The organism is Luteitalea pratensis (genome assembly GCF_001618865.1).
Lineage (GTDB): Bacteria > Acidobacteriota > Vicinamibacteria > Vicinamibacterales > Vicinamibacteraceae > Luteitalea > Luteitalea pratensis.
The window spans coordinates 1464442-1484354 of record NZ_CP015136.1; the positions used below are offsets into that span (position 1 = coordinate 1464442).

Genomic DNA, 19913 nt, shown 5'->3' on the forward strand with positions numbered 1-19913 from the left:
GCCGATGAATCGGGAACTGTGGCTGGAGGCGCACGCATACCTCCGGCCGCTTGCTGACCTTTCCGCGCAGGTCGATCTCGCGGCGGCCGGGATCGAGGTCCTCGACGCCCGCATTCCCGACTGGGACGACTACCGCCTGGACTTTCTCGCTGGTGTGCCTCTCCTGTCGAGCAGCGACGCGGCCGTCGATCTCGAACCTGGTGGGCGCATGGCGGCAGCGCTCGTCAGGCGCATGGCATCGGCAACGTCGCCGGACTGGTTCGTGGCCGAGACGCGCACGCTCGAGACCGACCTGCTGCACCAGCCTCAGGTCTCGCGCCGGATCGTGGACTTCCTCCGGGGCGACGAGACGCTCACCCCGCCGTCCCCCGGGCTGTTGCGTTACCTGGCGTGGACGGCGATGGCGCGGTTCCTGCGCCCCGTGGTGAATGCGTTCGACGGTTGGCGAGACGAGGATCGGTGGCTGCGCAGGTATTGTCCGACCTGCGGATGCCTGCCCGCGATGGCCCAGTTGGTTGGCGCCGACCCCGGGCGCAAGCGCCTGCTCTCGTGCGGCTGTTGCGGCACGCGGTGGCAATTCAAGCGAACCGGGTGCCCGTTCTGTGAAACCGACGCGCAACGGCTCGCGAGCGTGACCATCGAGGGAGAAGGCGGGCTGCGCCTCGACCACTGCGAGTCCTGTGGCGGCTACCTCAAGACATACGACGGGCAAGCCAACGAGGCCCTCCTGCTCGCCGACTGGTCGTCACTCCACCTCGACCTCATCGCGCACGATCGTGGGCTGAAAAGGATGGCCGCGTCGCTCTACGACTTCGAGCCCGCGCCCCATCAGTAGTTTCGCCGGGCCCGACGGAATTCGATGCGGCGTTCCGGCACTACACGGAACGCCGGTTCGCGCCAATCGCACGCCGACACTACGGCCGCTCGCATGCGGCGGCGCTGCGGCACGGCGCGCGCTCCCAACCCCGAGCAGCATGCCCCCCAAAGGGGCCGGTGTTCGGGGCTGCGCGACATGAGGCACGTGCGCGACAATGGCCGGCATGGTCCACACGGGAAAGACAAGGGCTTGCGAGACAGGATTTCTTGCGGTACTCGTGACCGTCGTCGCAAGCGCGGTGGCGGTGCCTGACGCGGCGGGCCCACCACCCACGCCCTGGGTCGTTGCGCATCGCGGTGCATCGGCGTACGCACCCGAGAACACCGTGCCGGCGTTCGCCCTCGCGGCCGAGCAGCACGCGACGTTCGTGGAATTCGACCTGCAGCGCACGAAGGACGGCGCGCTGGTGATCCTGCACGACACGACACTCGAGCGGACGACCGACGTGGAAGAGGTCTTCCCCGAGCGCGGCCGACAGGTGGTCGTCAAGGGCGAGGCACGGCGTCAATGGCCGCTGGTTGACTTCACGCTGGCGGAAGTCCGCCGCCTGGACGCAGGCAAATGGTTCGATCCGAAGTTCGCCGGCACCCGCCTCCCGACGTTCGGCGAGACGATCGCGGCGGTTCGCGGCAAGATAGGGCTGTTCATCGAGCTCAAGTCACCTGAGTTGTACCCGGGCATCGAGGCCGCCATGCTGGCGGAACTGAAAACCGCCGGGCTCGATCGACCGTGGGCCGACCCACGCACGCCGGTCCTGCTGCAGTCGTTCACGGTCAGCAGCCTGCAGATCCTCACCCGCGAGCTGCGCACGCCACTGCCCGTGCACCTGCTGTTCGGCCCGGCCGATGCGTCGCGGTGGACGAACGATCAGGGGCTGGCCGAAGCACGGACGTTCGCGACCGGACTCAGCCCGGACAAGCAGGTGTTACGCACCGATCCGACGCTGGCCGCGCGTGCCCGCTCGCGCGGGATGCTGGTCACGCCCTACACCTTCAGGGCGTCTGCGCCCGGAACGTATGCCGATGTCGGCACCGAGATGCGCGAGGCGATCGCGCAGGGTGCCGATGGCGTGATTACGGACAATCCGGACAAGGCACCTCATTCACCATGATGTATTCGCCGCTCTCGCCCACGCGGCGGAACGAGACGGCCTCGTAGCCCGCGGCAAAGAGCGCCTCGAACTGCGCGCGCGTCTGCATGCGCCACGCCATGGCCAGGTCCGGCGCTTCCTGCAGCATGGCCGAGAATCGGGCAGGCACCGGGACGCGGATGACGGGTGCCGTCGGCAGCTCCCCGTCCGCGTGATACCTGTCCCAGCCGCCCTGCGTCACGACGGTGCCCGCGGCGACGCCTTCCTGTCCGGCGGCACGAGCCAGGCGCGGCGATCGCATCGGCACGCCGGCCTCGTCGAGCAGCCACGTCACGATGAAGCGATCGGTCGGCGCGCCGCGATGCAGGTCGCTCGTCGAATCACCGTACACGTGCTCGGCGTACTCGTCCGCACTCGCGCCGAGCTTCACCAGGTTGAGGTGCGCGTTGAGACTCTGCAGGGGGTCGTAGGTCCACTGGATGCGCGCGTAACCGCGGGCCGCCACGCGGCGCGCCTGTTCCAGCTTCAAGAGCGTCCCCAGCCCGGAACTGCGCAGCGCCTCGTCGACGCCGGTCATGTGCGACCAGTGAAGACGGTGGCCGTGCCGGTCGCCGGGCACCGAGAACGCGAAACCGCGCATCCGTCCGTCGAGAAACGCCCCGAGCAGCAGCGCGCCCGACTTCACGAGTGCCGCCATCAGCAAGACGGGGCTCACGTCGATGTCCTCGGCCCCCCAGACGCGGCGTTCCATGTCCTGCACGAGCCGGATATCCTCGACGGTCGTGAGTTCCCGGAACTCCAACGGTGCGTTGGATGAGGCGTCGCCTCCGTCTCGTGCCATGGCCTGCTGCATCGTCATGCGCCAGCAAGGTTAACGCCTAACGCCGACCGTTCCCGCCTGACGGTCACAAGGGCCAGATGATGCCGGAATGCTGCGAATGCCGGAATGTCGAAAGCCAGAGCGCACGGCGTGCGTCGGAAAGTGTAGGCGTCGAGCTTGCTCGCGCCGGCCGTCTGACGCGCCGAGGGACGTCCGCTGCGTTCCTCCGACACCTGAACCGTTTCCATTCCGGGCACCGTGAGCCATAAGCCATAAGCCACAAGAGATGAGCCATTGGCCGCAGGCCGTAGCCCGCAGGCTGGAGGCTGGAGGCTGGAGGCTGGAGGCGTTAGGCGTCAAGCGTTGTTGTGTACGATCCCCCGCATGACGTTGGCCGGCACGTCGTCCCCGACCCGAACCCTTGCTGCGGCGGCGCCCGTGCGCCTGTCGTCAATCGATATCCGGCTGATCTCGCTGACGCTGGTGCGTCCCTTCGAGACCAGCTTCGGCCGCATGGACGCGCGGGTGGTGCCGCTGGTGCGGATGGAAGCCGATGGCGTCGAGGGTTGGGGAGAGATCGTCGCGGACGATCAGCCGTTGTTCAGCGCCGAGACGATCACGACGGCGCGCCACGTGCTGGTCGACTGCTTCATTCCCGCCTTGCTGTCGCGGCCGCTGTCGTCGGTCGAGGACGTCGCGGCGGCGCTGCGGCGCTTCAAGGGTCATCAGATGGCCAAGGCGGGTCTCGAACTCGCCTTCATGGATCTCGCGGCCCGCTCGCGCGACCTCTCCATCCGCACGGCCATCGGTGGCACGCGTGATCGAGTACCCGTCGGCGTCAGCCTTGGCATCGAGAAGACCATCCCGACCCTCGTCGACCAGGTGCTGGCCCACGTCGCGCAGGGGTACCAGCGCATCAAGCTGAAAGTCAAGCCGGGGTGGGACGTCGACGTGGTGCGGGCAGTGCGCGACGCGTATCCAACCGGCCTGTTGTCGGTCGACGCCAACACGGCGTACACGCTGGCCGACGCCGAACACCTGCGTCAACTCGATGCCTTCGACCTGCTGATGATCGAGCAGCCGCTCGCGCACGACGACATGGTCGACCACGCCGCGCTGCAGCGTGGGCTCCGCACCGACATCTGCCTCGACGAGTCGATTGTGCACGCGAGAGCCGCGGCGCACGCGTTGGCGCTCGGCAGCTGCCGCCTGATCAACATCAAGATCGGGCGTGTCGGCGGCTACACCGAGGCCCTCGGCATCCATGACACCTGCCAGGCGCACGGCGCGCCCGTGTGGTGCGGCGGCATGCTCGAGTGCGGCATCGGCCGCGCGCACAACCTCGCGCTCGCGAGCCTGCCAAACTTCTCGCTGCCGGGCGACATCTCCGCGAGCAAGCGGTACTGGGCGCGTGACGTGATCACCAAGCCCTTCGAGGTCGCGGCCGACGGCACCGTCGAAGTACCCACGGGGCCAGGCATCGGCGTCGACATCGATCACGCATTCCTCGACGAGATCACCATCGAGCAGCGCCAGTTCAGGGCTCCCTGATCCGCGTCGAGCAAGCTCGACGCCTACGTCTTGTCGTTGTAGCCGTCGACCTTGGTCGACGGTCAGTGATGCTCCCGGAGATTCGGACGCCGCTGCGTGTCAGCGCCGACCTGAAGGTCGGCGCCTACACCCGGGAAGAAGGGCGGCGCCTACACCCGGGAGAAGGTCGGCGCTGACACCCGGGAGAAGGGCGGCGCCTACACCTGGGACGAAGGTCGGCGCCTACACCTGGGAAGTGGACGTAGCCGTCGACCTTCAGGTCGACGGACGCGGATCGCGGATCGCGAATCGGGGGCGCGATTCGGTCACCTGGTTGTCGTAGCCGTCGACCTTGGTCGACAGTCCGACGGCTATGCACGAGCGTCGATCGCGAGCAGGATCGCGGCGGCGAGTGCGGCGCGGTCGGAGAGCGACGCGATCTCCACGTGCTCATGCCGCGCGTGCGCGCCGTCACCGATCGCACCGAGGCCGTCGAGCGTCGGCACGCCGAGGGCTGCGGTGAAGTTGCCATCCGACGCGCCGCCGGTCGCCCCTTCCCGCACGTCGAGGCCAAGCGTCTCGCCGGCCTCGCGCGCCAGCGCGAACAAGCGCTGCACATGCGGGCCCCGCTCGAGGGGCGGCCGCTCGAAGCCGCCCTGCCACGCCAGCCGCACCCGTGGGTCGTGCGGCGCCAGCGCCGCGAAGGCCTGCTCGATGCGCGCCTGCTCGTCCGCCTCGCTCACGCGGACGTCGATCTCGGCTTGCGCGTGCTCGGCGACGACGTTCGAGCGCGACCCTCCCGCGACGACCCCGGCGTTGATCGTGGTGCCGCGTTCGGGCGCCTGGAGCGCATGCATGGCCAGGATCTGCAGGGCGAGTTCGGTGATCGCCGACGCACCTGCCTCCGGCGCGATGCCCGCGTGAGCCGAGATGCCCCGCACGTCGAGCCGATACGTCCCGACACCCTTGCGGGCGGTCTTCAGCACGCCGCCTGGCAACGCCGGCTCGAAGACGAGCACGGCGGCGCTCGCACGCGCCTCGTCCTCGATCAGGTCGCGCGACGTGCCGCTGCCGATCTCCTCATCGGTCGTGAACAGGCAGCGGACGCGGAGATCGCGCAGGTGCGGCCGCGCCACTGTCACAGCGAGGATCGCGATGGCCAGGCCGGCTTTCATGTCGAAGGTACCCGGACCGTGCAATCGTCCGTCGCGAATTGCGACCGGCATCTGCGCGAGCGTGCCGATTGGCCACACGGTGTCGAAGTGCCCGAGCAACAGGACCTGGCGTGAGCCCGACCCGATCGTGGCGCGCAGGTGCGCGCCGGCGCCCGAACGGGGCACCCGCTCGACCGGGGCACCCGCGCCGTCAAGCAGCGCGGCAATGGCGTCGGCACAATGACCGAGAGCCGCCTCGTCGCCGCTGGGCGACTCGATGCGCGCGAGCCCGGCGGTCGCCTCCACGAGCGAGTCGCGCCGGTTTGCGCACGCGTCCCTCAAACCCAGCGCGTCGATCCTCACGAGGCGCACTCGACTCGCGCAGCCCGCGTTCCCTTGTCGGTCATTGCCAAGCCATTGTCGCCCCTGTACGAGCCCGCGCCCATTTGCGATCCGGCGGGCCCAGCACCGGTGTCGTCAGTCGCACGCGAATCAAGTACCCCTCGTGGTTCGGGTGGATGCGGTCGGCGACCCACAGGTCCTCGCGTGGCGTGCCGTCCGTGGTCAACATCGCATCCCACAGGTCTATGAAGGACAGGCCCTTCTCGGTCGATATCCACGCCTTGATCAGGGCGTTGGCGCGCATCCGCTGCGGCGCCTCGTCCCAGCGCCCCGGTCCGGGCGTGATGCTCGACCAGGCAATGGTCGCGCCCGGCAGGCCAGCCCGGATCCGTGTCACCAACATCCTGGTGTCGGCCAGGAGTTGCTCCGGCGTCTTGCCCTGGTGGATGTCGTTGCCGCCCACATGCAGTACGACCACGCGCGGCTTGTAGCGGATGACCAGCCGGTCGATGTACTGGAGCAGGTCGCCGGTCCGGAACGAGTCGATGCCGCGGTTGATCACCGTGTAGCCGGACAGGTCCTCCCGGAACGTCGTCCAGCGATCGAACTGCGAGTCCCCGGCCAGGAGGATGGCGTTGGCTGGTGGCGGCGTCGCCTGGTCGAGGGTCTCGTAGGCCGCGACCCGTTGCGCGAAGCGGACGGCGGGGTCCATGGGCTGCTGGGCGCTGACGGGCGTTGCCAGGCCGAGGCCGAGCGATATCAGGCCCCCGAGCGCACGCTTCACCGTACTGTGGGTGGCCGGCGCCGGGACGGAACCATTGTCAATGGGAGGCATGATGTCGAGGGTTCCCTGAGAACTCTATCGCGACTCAGCGCGGCGCCCGCCGGACGACTCACCGACGTAGCCGCCGACCTTCAGGTCGGCGGATCGCCCGCGTCGACCCGAAGGTCAACGCCTACGTGTCTCTGACCGCAGGCGGCAGGAGTCGTCGCGCAAGGTGGTGCTTACAGTGTACCGAGCCGGGCCAGGTCCACGAGCCGGCCCGCCGCCATCACGACGCGCGTGCGCCGGATCGCGCTGATGTCGGTATCCGGTTGGCCGTTCACGACCAGGAGATCGGCAGCGGCGCCAGGACGAATCACACCGAGGTCTGCGCCTCCCTTGCCGAGGAAGGCCGCCGCGGTGCTGGTTGCTGCCGTCAGGGCCGCGCTCGCCGACAGCCCCGCCGTCGTCAGCAATTCGAGTTCACGCCATGGCGCCTCGCCGCGTCCGGCGTGGGGCACTTCGGTGTGTCCACCCATCACGATGCGCGCGCCGTGCTCGTGCAGCCGGCGGGTGAGCATCTGCATCTTCCTGAAGCCCTCGACGCGCGTGGCGGCCGACAGCGTGCTGCCCTTCGGCAGCGTGTCCGCGGGCTGCACCTCGAAGACCGCGAGCGTCGCGTCGACGAACGGCCGCTTGCGCGTGACGATTTCGTACAGGCGTCGTGCCTCGGGGCCGTCCAGGTCCGCGTCGGCGAAGAGCGCATAGCGGCCATCGCTTCGTGTGGCGTTGTTGGCCAGGACGGCCTGCCGATAGCGTTCGGCCTGCATCGGCGAGGCGACACTCGTGCCGAAGGAGGTGATGTGCTCGAGGCCGGTCAGGCCCGCCTCAATCAGTTCGCGCGCGTCGAGGATCTCGAGATGGGCCGTGCTCGGCACCCCTCGTGCCTGGCACGCCTCGATTACCGCCAGCGCGCTCGCGAGCGGCAGCCGAAAATAGATCTTGATCGCCGTCGCGCCCTGATCCACGGCGCGGTGCACTTGCCGCCGGGCCTCCTCCGGATCGCGCGCGACGACCGAGTCGGCCGGATACGCGGGCCCCTCGCCGTCGATGTGCGGGCCGGTCAGGAACAGGCGCGGGCCGGGAAGCGCCTCCTCCTTGATCCGCCGACGAAGCGGTTCGTGTACCTCAATCCACTCGCCGGGGTCACGAAATGCCGTGATGCCGTGCGCCAGTTGCCGCAACGCCATCGCCGGGTCTTCCTCGATGTGGAAGTGGAGATCGATCAAACCGGGCAAAACGGTCGCGTCGTCGGCGCGCGTGACCGTGGCACCGGCCGGAGCGGCGACGTCCACCGCGCGTCCCGCGGCGACGATGGAACCGTCTCGAATCACGACGCGAGCGCCGTCGGTCACGGCGATGCGCAGGCCATCGAACAGGCGAGGTGCCTCGATGACCGTGGCGGTGCCCGGTGCGCCCTGCCCGCTTAGCCACGCGCCCGCGGTGCGACGAGCCAGCATCACTCCGGCGCCGGCGAGTCCTCCCGCCAGGAGGGCGCGCCTCGACACACCGGACGTGCACGCGTCATCGGAACGCTTCCCGGCATGTTGTCTTGTGCGGCGTGCAGTCATCACGAGTCCCTTGCGTCGTTGCGTCGACCTGAAGGTCGACGCCTACGTCCCCCGTCGGCCGTCAGCCGTCGATCGGCATGCGTCCAGCCTCCAGCCTCCAGCCTCAAGCCTCAAGCGTTACACTTCCCTGACCAGTCCCCGCCGCGTGGCCTCGGTGTTGCGCACCAGGGCCAGCATCGCGACCAGGGCGACCAGCGGCAACACGCTGGCGCCGACCATGATCGGCGCGAAGGAATAGTGATCCGCCACCCGGCCGGTCACGTAGATCGCGGCGATGGTGCCGAGCCCGGCGCCGGTGCCGCCCATGCCACTCACCGAGGCGACCGACGGCGGTGCGAAGAGGTCGGCCGGCAGGTTCAGGATGACGGTCGAGAAGGCGGCGTACGCGAAGGTCGACACGGCGAAGCAGGCGATGATCGCGGGCAGCGTGTCCACGAAGATGGTCGGCACGAGCAGGGTCATGCCCACGGTGCCGATGACGCCGATGGCCTTGCGCGCCGCACCGACCGACCAGCCGCGCTTGATCAGCCAGCTCGACACCCCGCCACCGAAGAAGTTGCCGGCGTCGGCCGCCAGAAATGGCACCCAGAAGGCGAGCAGTCCCTCTTCGACACTGAAGCCCCGGCTCACCAGGTAGATGGCGAACCAGTCCGTGATGAAGAACCACACCGGGTCGGTGAAGCTCTTGGACACGATGTAGCCCCATGTTTGCGGCAGCCGCAGCAGCGTGGCGTAGGGCAGGGCCTCGCCGCCGGCGTTCTCGGCCGGATCCACCTGATTGCGGTCGCGCAGGATCATGTCGCGCTCCTCCTCGGTGATCAGCGGGTGGTCCTCGGGCTTGCGGTAGAGCACGAGGAACAGCGCCATCCAGAGGAACCCGAGCGCGCCGGTGATGATGAACGCCGGACGCCAGCTGCCGAACGTGGCGTAGAGCGAGAGGACGAGCCACGGTGCGATGGCGGCGCCCACCGACGAGCCGCTGTCAAACAGCGCCACCGCCCATCCGGACTCGCGCCGCGGGAACCACTCCGACACGGCCTTGGTCGCGCCCGGCCAGTTGCCTGCTTCGCCCAGGCCGAGTGCGAAGCGCGCCGCCATGAAGGAGCCGAGGCCATTGGCCCACGCCGTCGAGATCGCGGCCAGCGAGTACCAGGCCACGCCCACCGAGAGCCCGCGCCGCGTGCCGAGGTGGTCGATCACGCGCCCCGCGATGGTCTGGCCCACGGCATAGGCGACGCGGAAAGCGATCAGCACCCGGGCAAAGTCCGAGTTGGTCCACCCGTAGAGCTTCTTGAGCTCCGGCGCGAGCACGCTCAACGTCTGCCGGTCGATGTAGTTGACGACCGTCGACAGGAAGAGCAGCCCACCGATGTACCACCGAAGCCCACGCACGCGCCGCGCCACCCGGTTGCTCCCGCGAAATCGTCCCGACAGGGGAAAGCGCGTGAAGCTTACCGCAGGGCCGGCTTATGCTTGAGAGTCATGTCGTGCCCGCCCGCTCGAGTCCTCGTCCGCCGCTGCGCCTGTGTTGCGCTTGCCATCCTCATCTTGGCGGCGTCGCCCGGCGCACAAGTCGCCGGTGGCCCGGGAGCCCCGGCGAGCCAGACGGCACGCTTCGATGCGCCGGCAGTCCGCCTCGTGCTGCTCATTGCCGTCGATCAGTTCCGCCCCGACTACCTGTCGCGGTTCGGCCCGCCCGAGGGCGGCCTGAAGACCCTGCTCACCCGCGGTGCGGTATTCACCTCCGCGTACCTCGAGCACGGCACCACGGTGACCGCCGTGGGCCACTCGACCATGCTGACAGGTTCGACGCCAGCGGTCAGCGGCATCATCGAGAACACCTGGTACGAGCGCGCCACGAAGACGACGGTCGAGAGCATCACTGACTCCACCGTGCAGATCGTCGGCGCGGCCGCGTCTGGCGGTGTCGGTGCGTCGCCGCGTCGCCTCCTGGTCCCCACGCTTGGCGATCAGATCAAGATGGCGTCGGCGGCCGCGCCGGGCACGCCGCTGGCGCCGCGGGTGATCGGCATCTCCCTCAAGGATCGCAGCGCGATCCTCCCCGCGGGCCACGCCGCTGACGCCGCCTACTTCTTCCGCGGCGGGCGTTTCGTCACGAGCACCTACTATCGTCCGGCCCTGCCTGCGTGGGTCGAGGCGGTCAACGCGCGCCGCATTGCCGATACGTACGCCGGCAAGCAGTGGACCTTCGATGGCGGTGCGCACGCGTATCCGGCAACGACCGGCGCCGCGCTCGACGCAGCCGTCGCCGCCAGCCCGGCAGGCAACGAGCTGGTGCTGGCGGTGGCCACGGCCGCCCTCGAGCACGAACAGCTCGGGCAGCGCGGCGTCACCGACGTGTTGACCGTCAGCTTCTCCGCCAACGACTCGGTGGGTCATGCCTATGGCCCGGAGTCGCCCGAAGTGCGGGACATCACTCACCAGACCGATCGTCAGCTGCAGACGTTGCTCGACGAGGTCGAGCGGCGCGTCGGCCTGCGGCAGACGCTGATTGCGTTCACTGCCGACCACGGCGTCGCGCCCAGGCCCGAGGCGGCGACGGCGTTGCGGATCCCGGGAGGACGGTTTCCCGCGACGGTGGTGAGCGACGCCATCGAATCGGCGCTGGTGGCCAAGTACGGCGCCGGGCCCTGGATCGAGAAGGCGCCGTCGCTGGCAAACATCTATCTCGATGTGGCGCTGATTGACGGCAAAGGCCTCGACCGCGCGGAGGTCCGGCGGGTCGCTGCTGAGGCCGTGTCGAGAGTCCCTCATGTCGCGCGGGTGTACACGCGCGACGCGATTCTCTCGGGCGCCGTACCCCGAGAGACGATTTCAGAACGGATCACGCGTGGCTATCACCGTGATCGCTCGGGCGACCTGCACGTGTTGCTGGAGCCACACTGGATCGCGGGCGGGGCGAACGCGACACATGGCACGCCCTACGGTTATGACGCGCACATTCCCTTGATCCTGATGGGGCCGGGTATCGTGCCGGGCAGGTACCGCGACCACGTCGCGTTGCAGGATCTGGCGCAGACGCTGGCGGCCGTTCTCGAGGTCGAGCCGCCGTCGGGTGCGCAGGGGCGAGTACTCGCCGAAGCGTTGCGCACGGATGGCGGTAGCGGCGCCAACGCCGCCGATCCGGCAGCGGCCGGGCGCACGCCGCCTGCGCACCGGCGGAACGCGCCGTGATCGCCGTTTCGGACACGATTGTGCTGCACGAGCGTGATCTCGAGGAGCGGTTCGTACGCGCCTCAGGCCCTGGCGGTCAGAACGTCAACAAGGTCGCGACAGCGGTGCAACTGCGCGTCGACGTCGCCGCCACGAGCCTGCCGACTCCGGTCAAGTCACGCCTGCTGCGCCTCGGCGGCAGTCGCGTCACGACCGACGGCGTGCTGGTGATCGAGGCGCGTGAGTACCGGACGCAGGCGCAGAATCGCGTCGCGGCCCGCGAGCGGCTCCGCGCCCTGCTCGAGCAGGCGGCCACCCCACCCCGGCCTCGCCACGCCACGTCGCCCTCGAAGGCCTCGCGCGTGCGTCGGCTCGAATCGAAGCAGAAGCGCAGTGACCTGAAGCGAGACCGTCGCTCGTCGTCTAACGAATGACCTTTGGTCTCGCCCGCGTACACCTTCTGGCGGAACATCATAGCGTTCGACCTTTCCCAGCGCAGCCGGGATCCCAATGCCCGCTGGCGGCGTCCAAGAGGAGTGCTGGGCAAACGTTGCGTATTGCGTATTGCGTATTTGCCTTGTACAAGCATCGAGCCGCCGGAAGTGCCCCCCTTTCCGTGTGCGGCGTCTTTCCTTGAACCTTGGGCGGATCCGATCGGGATACGCGCACTTGTGACGATGGCGCAGATTTCGCAAAGGTCCCGACCGGCTTGGGCTTCCCAGCCCTCAATCGAGCGGGAGCATGAAAAGGGTGGCTATGCAGAAATTCGTGATAGCGGCAACACTGACGTGCGCGGGGATCATGGGCAGCACGGGCGCAAGTGCCGCTCAGTTGAGCCCCTTCAACTTCTCGGTGGCGGGCGGTGGCGTCGCGGGCACGATGACGCACTGGAACGATATCGACATCAACTTTTACGAGCGCGGCGCAGCAGCCGGCCTGTCGAGCCCGGCGTTCATCCCTGACCAGAGGGCGGCTGAACTGAACGCCCAAGTGGAGGACGAGACACCGACGTGGACGCCGGGTCCGATGAGCTTGTTCGCGTTCCCCAGCACCTCCTCGTCGATGGACGACGCGACGACGGCGGACGTGCCCGAGCCTGCAGGCCTGGCGCTGATGGGCTTGGCGCTGTCGAGCGTGGCGCTCGCGATTCGCCGTCGGCCTCGGTCCTGACGACCGTTCGGCACGCAGCCTGGTACCCGGGGACGAGGTAGATGAGACACGGAAACGGAGGTTGCCCTCCATTCCGTGTTTTCTTGTCTTGGCTAGGACCAGCCTGCTCTCGGTAGACCCGGTGCGACTCGGAGCGCATTGGCGTGGTAGATCTTCCGCAGAACCTGGTCGGGCAACTGCATCCCGTACAGCTTCCAGAAGGCGTGGTAGTTCCGGTAGTAGTCGAAGTACTCGTCGCCGGTCTCGAAGACGCGCCAGTAGTACGGGTATTCGCGCGGCTCGTACGCGTCCTTGCCGAACAGGATCCGGTCCCGGTACTTGATGAAGAACTCCCGCGCGGCCCGCGGCTGCCGGCCGAACTCGTAAAGGACCGCTGACACTTCCAGGACCACGTTGGGCATCTGGTCGAGCGCCGCGGCGGCGCGCTTCAGGTCGTGGCCGTAGTAGCCAAAATGCGCGGCGATGTAGCGGGTCTTCGGGTTGGCCGCGAACATCCGGTCCCGCTCTCCGAGCAATTCGTCGAACGAGGGTTGTCCGGGAGCGTTGTTGCGACGGCTCGGGAAGAGCGCGAGCTCGAGCCAGCGCTCGTTCTTGTAATCCATGGAGGAGAAGAACTCCATCGGCTCCGCGGTGTGGATCAGCACCGGGATGTCGAGGCGCGCGCACGCCTGCCAGACGGGATTCATCACCGGATCGTCGAGCCTCAGCCGGCTGCCGTCGCTCTTCTTCGTGGTGAGCCCCAGGTTCTTGAAGATCTTCAGCCCGATGGCGCCGGCCTTCACCGAGGCCTCGAGGTCGGCGACCGCCTTGTCGGCCCAGCCCGGCGCGTCGGCTCGCTCCCAGTCCACGTTGGCGAACACACGGAAGCGATCCGGGTACTTGCTCGCCTTGATGTAGTCGGTCTTCTGACGAATCGACTCGGGACTGCTGCCGCCACTCAGGTTGACGAGCACGCGCACGTTCATGGCATCGAGTTCGCCGACTAGTCGTTCGATCGTGTCCGGCGTCGGGCCGGTGTGACTGTGAATGTCCACGACCGGGAACTTCGCCTTCGGCACCAGGTGCTGCTCGGTCACCAGCGTCGATCGGGGCCGGTAATCGAGGATGCTGGGCGGCGGGAACTCCGGTTTCTGGCACCGGCCGACGCGGACCTCCGTCGTGCCTGGCGGACACTCGCCGCTGGCGTCGGGTGGCTGCGAGGGAGCCCCGCCACCACGTGGCTGGGCGACGACGCCAAGCGTCACGCCGACGATGGCGAGAGTGATGGCGCCAACCAGGGGAGAGCGAACACGGGACATGTGCTGCACTTTACCCCGCCCGGCAGGGAGACGAGCGTGCGGCGGCGCGGCCGCGCAGTGCGGGGCGCCGAGCAGGGATCCCGCTGACGGCCGCCATGGACGCCTGCCGCACGAGAGCGACATCATCGTCGTCACCCGTGCCCCGGCCGCCTCGGACGGGGTACGCTTTCGCTGTGGAAACCCATGACCCCCTGAGCGTGGGCCGCCGGCTCGGCGAGATCCGGGAAGGCCTGCTGCGTCTGCACCAGAGCCTTCTCGATTGGCAGCGGCGCGCCCACGAGCGACTGCACGGCCGCATGTCGGCGACCGAGCTGTTGCAGGTGCTGTTACACGACCCGGAGTTCGCGTGGCTGCGACCGATCTCCGAGATCATCGTCCACATCGACCAGATGCTCGCCGACGAGGGCACGGCCGACGAGGACGCGATCCTCGTGCAGGTCCGCGCCCTCGCCTCGCCGGACGCCGACGGCACGCCGTACGCCCAGCGCTATCTGCAGGCCATCCAGGAATCGCCCGACGCCGTCCTCGCCCACAAGGACCTGCTCGCGTTGTTGCGTCGCCAGCGCGCACCACGGTGAGAGACGACAACGGCCGCGCCCCCTGGGGAACGCGGCCACCACTTGAGGCTTGAGGCTTGACGCTTGAGGCTTGAGGCTTGAGGCTTCAGGTCTCAGGTCTCAGGTCTCAGGCAAGAAGGTCCGGCGAGCGGGCCTGCCAATCGAGAAGGCGGACGGAAGGTAGGGCCGGCGTTCCAAGCCCGGCCCCGATCCCGATCCGTGATACCCGGTGCCCGGTGCCCGGTGCCCGGTATTTCCTCAGAACAGGAACTTCACCGTGAAGAACCCCGTCGTGCCCGGGTCGAACAGATCCGCCATGCGGTAGCGCGGGTCGTAAGCGTTGCTGCCGTCCGGCGACGCCAGAATCCGCGCGTTGTAGTCGTAGCCCTGCGACAAATCGACGTCGCTCAGAGAGACCGCCGACGACGCGCGCGGTGCGCCGGCGCCGCGATTCAGGTAGTTGAACTCGTGCCGCGTCGCCTTCTGGTTGAAAACGTTGAGCACGTTGAGTTCGAAGCGCATGCGTTTGTTGTTGCTGCCGACGTTGAATTCCTGCGAGAGCAGCATGTCTGTCCGTGACAGCACTGGCGTGCGCCCCATGTCGCCGCGGCCGTTGACGAACAGTGGCGTCTGGTTGGCGGAGTTGACGTAGGTCGTGAGCGGCGTGCCGCTACCGGCGTATAAAAACGCCCCAAGCTGGGTACCGAACGGCAGCATGTAGCTGCCATAGAGCTTGACGACGTGCGGGCGATCGGTCGGCAGGCGGCCGAGCACGTCGAGCGTCCCGTGTGAATCCCAGAAGATCTCGTCGATGTCCCAGGCACGGTTGGCGTTGCCACCGGGGCGGGCGACGCTGCCGGCCTGCTGCTGCGCCGTCGTCGAGGTCACGTTGGTCGTCGGCGTGTTGACTTCCTCGGACGCGGCAAGGCCCGAGTAGTTGCCGTACAGCCGGCTGTAGACGTAGCTCGCGCTCCAGAAGTAGTTGTTCGAGTAGCGCTTGTTCACCGTGAACTCGAGCGCGTCGTACTGGCGCTTCGGCTCCGGCACCAGGTACCCAAGCGGCGTCGCGCCGGAGGGGAACTGGATGGTCGCGAGGCCACGTCCCGGGTTGCCGATGATGTACGTCTCGTCGCCATTCGCATCGACGGCGCCGATGTCCTCGATGGTCTGCGACAAGTTGTTGTGGACGTAGTGCGCACCCACGGTGATGTTGCCACCGAGCTGAAACTCGGTGCCGATGCTCGTGCTGTCCTGATACATCGGCTTGATATCGGGATCGGTGGAATCGAAATTCGGGACGCGACGATCACGGAAACTGCCAGGTACTACCCACAAATCCGCGCCGGGCATGTTCGACAGGTTCAGGTTGCTGACGTCGGTCGTCTCCAGGCCTCGGTAGTAGATCTGCCACGTGTCGCCACCGTAGGACCCGCGCGACAACTCGTACTTGGTCCAGTCGTAGTAGCGGCCCCAGCTGCCGTAGACCTTGAAGCGGCCGTCGCCACGCACGTCGTAGCTCGCGCCGAGGCGGGGCGCCATCTTGTCACCGAAGCCGAACTCCATCGCCGGAACACCTTCCCGGAACGACGGCACGGTCTCGCTCTCGGTCCGCAGCCCGAGGTTGAGCGTCAGCTTGTTCGCAATTGTCCACTGATCCTGCACGTACAGCGAGTAGATGTCGGCGCCGGCCTCGCCCTGCACGCCGCGGTTGTTCACCGCGTAGTAGCCGTAGGTGCCCCGCCCTTGGTTCGCCCCGGTGGGTGCAACGAAGTTGCTGTCCCAGAAGATGTCAACATACCCGCCCGGGTACACCTGGTTGGCATCGTTGATGGTCTTCTGCCAGCCGAACCCGCCCCGCAGGTTGTGCGCGCCGGCGGCGGTGAACGCATGGTTGTAGTCGGCGTTGACGAAGCCGCGCTTGGTCGTGTCGTTCTCCACGATCAACGCGCGTGGCGTGTTCTGCGTGCCCTTCGGGCCCTGCGCGCTGGGCGGGACGCCGGCCATTCCAATGTTCGAGATCTGGTAGATGTAGTTGGTCGTGTTCGGGATGCCCGTGTCCTCGTAGTTGTCGTGGAAGTAGCCGCCACGCACCGAGAAGAACGACGACGAGCTCAGCGCCACGTCCACATTGCCGGTCGTGCTCACCTGCATCGCCTTGAAGCCGCGTTCGAGGTTGACCTGGTTGGCGGCAAACGAGCTGGTGATGACGTCACGGCCGGAGCCGTCGTACGCAGGCAGCGTGCCCTCCGAGGTCGTCGGCGTGAACAGCACCGAACCCGACGACGTCACGCGCCCGGCGCGGTGGGTCACCTTGCCGAACGCCTGGGTGTAGGTCTGCGTCCGCTCGATCTCGCCAGGCTCGGTGCCATTGCTGAACAGGTACGAGTTGGTGCGGCGCGCGAATCGCGGCGAATAGGACGCGAAGAAGAACAGCTTGTCACGCAGAATCGGGCCGCCGATCGATCCGCCAAGCTCGTTCTTGTGATCGGGCTGCTTGTTGTCCTGGAAGTAGTTGACGGTCACCTCATCGCTCGGGTCGAGCACGAGCCGCTTCACCGGGCCGGCGGACAGCGGCGAGCCCTCGTAGTAGTAGTGACCCTCGCCGCGGAAGGTGTTGCCGCCCGACTTGGTCACGGCGCTGATCACCCCGCCGAGCGCGCCGCCGTACTCCGCGCCGATGCCCGCCGTCTTGACCTGCACCTCCTGCAGGAACTCGAACACCGTGTTCTGCCGCGATCGCCCGTCCACCAGGCTGTTGGTGACGACGCCGTCGACGGTGAACGCGTTCTCCGCGCCGCTCGCGCCATTGACCTGGAAGCCGCCTTCGATCTCGCCCGAGTTCACCGACGGCGCCGTCAAAGCGATCGACTGGAAGCTCCGGCCCTTCGGCATGCGATCGATTTCCTCCTCGCGCACGTTGTGGGCGACGAGGGTGCTGCGGACGTCGATATCCTGGGGCGCAGCCGAGACCTGTACCACTTCGGTCAGGTCACCGACCTTGAGCTGGGTATCGATCTTGATGGTCTTGCCGAGCGTGATCGCGACGTCGGGAATCTCGGACTTCGCGAAGCCGGACAACTCGATGACCATCGCGTAGCGGCCCGGGTCCAGATCAGGCACGTTGTAGACGCCGTCGCCGCTGGTCACGACCGACTTCACGGCGCCGGAGCCCTTGTTCGTAATGGTGACCGTGGTGCCGGGAAGCACCGCGCCACTGGTATCGGTGACCGTGCCGGTCAGCCCGCCGAAGCGCTCCTGCGCGCTGAGCGGGCGGGGGAGCAGCAGGAGCACGGCTGCTGCGGCGGTCAGGAATCTGCCCGCGAAATGCATGTCGTCCCTTCCTGCGGCCGTTCTGCGGCCGCGAAAGACGGACGTCCGCCCATGCTCACCAGAGCCGGGGCGACGACACCCGTCGCCACGCGCAGAGCACGTGACGGGGCACAAGGAGAGCAACTCGTGAGCCGGGATCCGCGAGCTGGGGCGCTCTCGGGATGACTCATCACGCAGCTTGGACGGGCCGCGGTCGATGGGTGGTGGAGTGGAGGGCTACTCTGACGAATGGCAGATCGTGGCCGGCGGCTTCGCAGGGTCCGTGGCGAACGGGACGTGCCTGTGGTTCAACTTTCCGGAGATCCAGCCCAGCCTGCACCAACGTCATGGATTTCCGCGCGGCCACAGCGGTCACTGCGGGCCCGACGAGAGTTCCTGCGCGACCTGTCGTCCGGCTATGCGCGCGTCCTGCGTGTCCACGCGATCCTTCTGCCACTCGTCGCCGATGGCACGGTAGAAAGCGGCGAACGCCGTGGCGGTTGTGATGCCAGGATCCGCTGCCACCTCGAGCACGTGCCTGAGTTCGTGGCCGAGTGTGATGAGTTGACGATCCTCGGCGTCCTCGAGCGTGGTCCAGCCCTCGTCGCCGTACAGGGTCACCATGAGCCACCGCCGTCCGTCCGCGCCGATGCCCATGAACCCCATGCTGCCGGCGAGATCGCCCGGTCTCCTGGGCGTCGACCTGACATACACCACCACATCCGTGCGGGAGAGTTCGTCGAGCAACTTTCCGATGGTGCGTGACCGCATCACGCCCCTGGCGATCAGGGCCTCCACCCGCCTGTCCATGGGCCGCACTTGCGCGAGCGCGTCCGAGGCAAGGACGGGACGTGCGGACTGCGGTAAGGACAAGACGGTCGCGACCAGCACGCTCATGCGTGCGGCGCGTGAGGCCAAAGTGGTCATGCCACTTGTACGACTCAGTCGGTTCGTTTGTTCACTTTGTTAGAAAAGAAAATAGTAGAGCCGAGTATGACTCAAATGCTCGAGCTTGTGGTCGTACCTTTGGGGCGTCGTCGCAACGCCGGAATGCCGCCAATGCTGGCCTTTCAGCCCGGGTGTAGGCGTCGAGCTTGCTCGACGCTGCCGCGCGACTGCATGACCTCCGAACCCCAAGCTGGGACAGCCGGCGCTCCAGGGCGCGAACTCGCGCGCTCTGGTAGCGGCCCGCTGTCCCAGCGGGCCGTGTCGTCCGACGGCAGGACGCCGACGTGGCAGCTCGGCGCTACCAGGGCCGACATCGAGAGCAGCACCGCAGCGCGTCCTGCGACACAAGCCGCGCTCAATTGAGGTAGGGTGACAGCGCATGGACGCAGGGTCTTCGGCTCGAGTGGAGGAGGCGCGTGTTCAAACCGTCTCCACGGACGTCGACGTCAAGTTCAGACGATTGCTCGACCGCCTCGCGCCGCTCGTGCGCGACGGGCTCATCGTGGCGTTTTCAGGCGGCGTCGACAGCGCGTTTCTGCTTTGGGCTGCCGATCGAGCGCGCCAGGCACATGGCGGCAGGGTGCTCGCGCTCACCGCAGTGTCGGCCAGCATGGCGACGGTCGAGCGCGACGATGCTCGTGATTTCGCGATGCGCCTCGGCGTCGAGCATCTGTGGCAGGAGAGCCTCGAGGTCTCGAACCCGGCCTACGTCGCCAACGACGGCTCGCGCTGCTACCACTGCAAGAGCGAACTCTTCCGGATCGGCGGCAATGTCGCGCGCGAACGCGGCTACGGCGCGCTTGCCTATGGCTACAACTTTTCCGATCGCGGCGACACGCGCCCGGGGCATCGCGCCGCACTCGAGAACGACGTGGTCTCGCCGCTGGCCGACGCCGAACTGACCAAGGACGACATCCGCGTCCTTCTGCGCGCGCATGGGTTGCCACTTGCCGACAAGCCCGCGAGCCCGTGCCTGAGTTCGCGGCTCATGACCGGTGTCGCGGTCACCCCCGGCAAGCTGGCCGATGTCGAAGCGCTCGAGGCGTTGCTGCGTACCGGCGGGCTTCGCGTCTTCCGCGTGCGGTTGCACGAAGCGGGCGCCCAGAGATTCCTGAGGCTCGAGGTTGCTCCCGACGAACTGTCGCGCGCACTCGAACTGCGTGAGGACCTCGTGCGCGAGGGCATCGCGCGCGGCTATCGCTGGGTGACGCTCGACCTCGCGGGCTATCGCATGGGCGGAGGGACCTGAG

Annotated in this window: 16 protein-coding genes; 8 read left to right on the forward strand and 8 right to left on the reverse strand. The window is 67.7% G+C overall.

Annotated features, from left to right (window positions below; all coding sequences use genetic code 11):
- The first annotated feature begins 4 nt into the window (after window positions 1-4).
- Window positions 5-835, forward strand: coding sequence for a formate dehydrogenase accessory protein FdhE (locus LuPra_RS06100; RefSeq protein ID WP_110169921.1), 831 nt, complete (start codon window positions 5-7; stop codon window positions 833-835).
- Window positions 836-1094: 259 nt separating this feature from the next.
- A complete protein-coding gene (locus tag LuPra_RS06105) occupies window positions 1095-1988 on the forward strand; it encodes a glycerophosphodiester phosphodiesterase family protein (protein ID WP_157898798.1) in 894 nt (297 codons plus the stop codon).
- Here LuPra_RS06105 and LuPra_RS06110 read toward each other — a convergent pair.
- Window positions 1951-2808, reverse strand: a complete 858-nt coding sequence (locus LuPra_RS06110) for a GNAT family N-acetyltransferase (RefSeq protein WP_157898799.1) — start codon at window positions 2806-2808, stop codon at window positions 1951-1953. The two genes, LuPra_RS06105 and LuPra_RS06110, sit on opposite strands and share 38 nt — an antisense overlap.
- A 363-nt stretch (window positions 2809-3171) precedes the next feature.
- Between LuPra_RS06110 and menC the strand changes: the two genes are divergently transcribed.
- On the forward strand, window positions 3172-4338 hold the full coding sequence (gene menC, locus LuPra_RS06115) for an o-succinylbenzoate synthase (RefSeq protein ID WP_110169924.1): 1167 nt from the start codon (window positions 3172-3174) through the stop codon (window positions 4336-4338).
- A 350-nt stretch (window positions 4339-4688) separates the two neighbouring features.
- On the opposite strand, the gene LuPra_RS06120 is transcribed toward menC, so the two are convergent.
- The 4 genes from LuPra_RS06120 to LuPra_RS06135 form a co-directional block, all read right to left on the reverse strand.
- Window positions 4689-5834: a M20 family metallopeptidase gene (locus LuPra_RS06120; RefSeq protein WP_234800752.1), complete on the reverse strand. Its 1146-nt coding sequence runs from the start codon at window positions 5832-5834 to the stop codon at window positions 4689-4691.
- A gap of 40 nt (window positions 5835-5874) precedes the next feature.
- Entirely contained in the window at window positions 5875-6648 is a 774-nt protein-coding gene (locus tag LuPra_RS06125; protein ID WP_110169925.1) for a GDSL-type esterase/lipase family protein, read from the reverse strand.
- Between the two features lie 170 nt (window positions 6649-6818).
- Window positions 6819-8207 carry an amidohydrolase family protein gene (locus tag LuPra_RS06130; RefSeq protein WP_110169926.1) on the reverse strand — a complete coding sequence of 463 codons (1389 nt, stop codon included), beginning with the start codon at window positions 8205-8207 and terminating at the stop codon, window positions 6819-6821.
- Between the two features lie 117 nt (window positions 8208-8324).
- Window positions 8325-9599: an MFS transporter gene (locus tag LuPra_RS06135; protein ID WP_234800753.1), complete on the reverse strand. Its 1275-nt coding sequence runs from the start codon at window positions 9597-9599 to the stop codon at window positions 8325-8327.
- 156 nt (window positions 9600-9755) lie between these two features.
- Between LuPra_RS06135 and LuPra_RS06140 the strand changes: the two genes are divergently transcribed.
- From LuPra_RS06140 to LuPra_RS06150, 3 genes are all read left to right on the forward strand, one after another.
- Window positions 9756-11402: an alkaline phosphatase family protein gene (locus tag LuPra_RS06140; protein WP_157898800.1), complete on the forward strand. Its 1647-nt coding sequence runs from the start codon at window positions 9756-9758 to the stop codon at window positions 11400-11402.
- Complete coding sequence (gene arfB / locus LuPra_RS06145; RefSeq protein WP_110169929.1) at window positions 11399-11815, forward strand: alternative ribosome rescue aminoacyl-tRNA hydrolase ArfB; 417 nt, start codon at window positions 11399-11401, stop codon at window positions 11813-11815. Before LuPra_RS06140 ends, arfB begins: the two co-directional genes overlap by 4 nt.
- Window positions 11816-12122: 307 nt before the next feature.
- Window positions 12123-12551, forward strand: coding sequence for a PEP-CTERM sorting domain-containing protein (locus LuPra_RS06150; protein WP_110169930.1), 429 nt, complete (start codon window positions 12123-12125; stop codon window positions 12549-12551).
- Window positions 12552-12643: 92 nt separating this feature from the next.
- On the opposite strand, the gene LuPra_RS06155 is transcribed toward LuPra_RS06150, so the two are convergent.
- Window positions 12644-13849, reverse strand: a complete 1206-nt coding sequence (locus LuPra_RS06155) for an amidohydrolase family protein (protein ID WP_110169931.1) — start codon at window positions 13847-13849, stop codon at window positions 12644-12646.
- A gap of 173 nt (window positions 13850-14022) precedes the next feature.
- Here LuPra_RS06155 and LuPra_RS06160 point away from each other — a divergent pair, with 173 nt between their 5' ends.
- On the forward strand, window positions 14023-14427 hold the full coding sequence (locus LuPra_RS06160; RefSeq protein WP_157898801.1) for a hypothetical protein: 405 nt from the start codon (window positions 14023-14025) through the stop codon (window positions 14425-14427).
- A 237-nt stretch (window positions 14428-14664) separates the two neighbouring features.
- On the opposite strand, the gene LuPra_RS06165 is transcribed toward LuPra_RS06160, so the two are convergent.
- Window positions 14665-17736, reverse strand: coding sequence for a TonB-dependent receptor (locus tag LuPra_RS06165; protein ID WP_110169933.1), 3072 nt, complete (start codon window positions 17734-17736; stop codon window positions 14665-14667).
- 351 nt (window positions 17737-18087) lie between these two features.
- Entirely contained in the window at window positions 18088-18642 is a 555-nt protein-coding gene (locus LuPra_RS06170; RefSeq protein ID WP_157898802.1) for a hypothetical protein, read from the reverse strand.
- Window positions 18643-19042: 400 nt separating this feature from the next.
- Between LuPra_RS06170 and larE the strand changes: the two genes are divergently transcribed.
- Entirely contained in the window at window positions 19043-19912 is an 870-nt protein-coding gene (larE, locus tag LuPra_RS06175) for an ATP-dependent sacrificial sulfur transferase LarE (RefSeq protein WP_110169935.1), read from the forward strand.
- The last annotated feature ends 1 nt before the right edge of the window (window position 19913 follow it).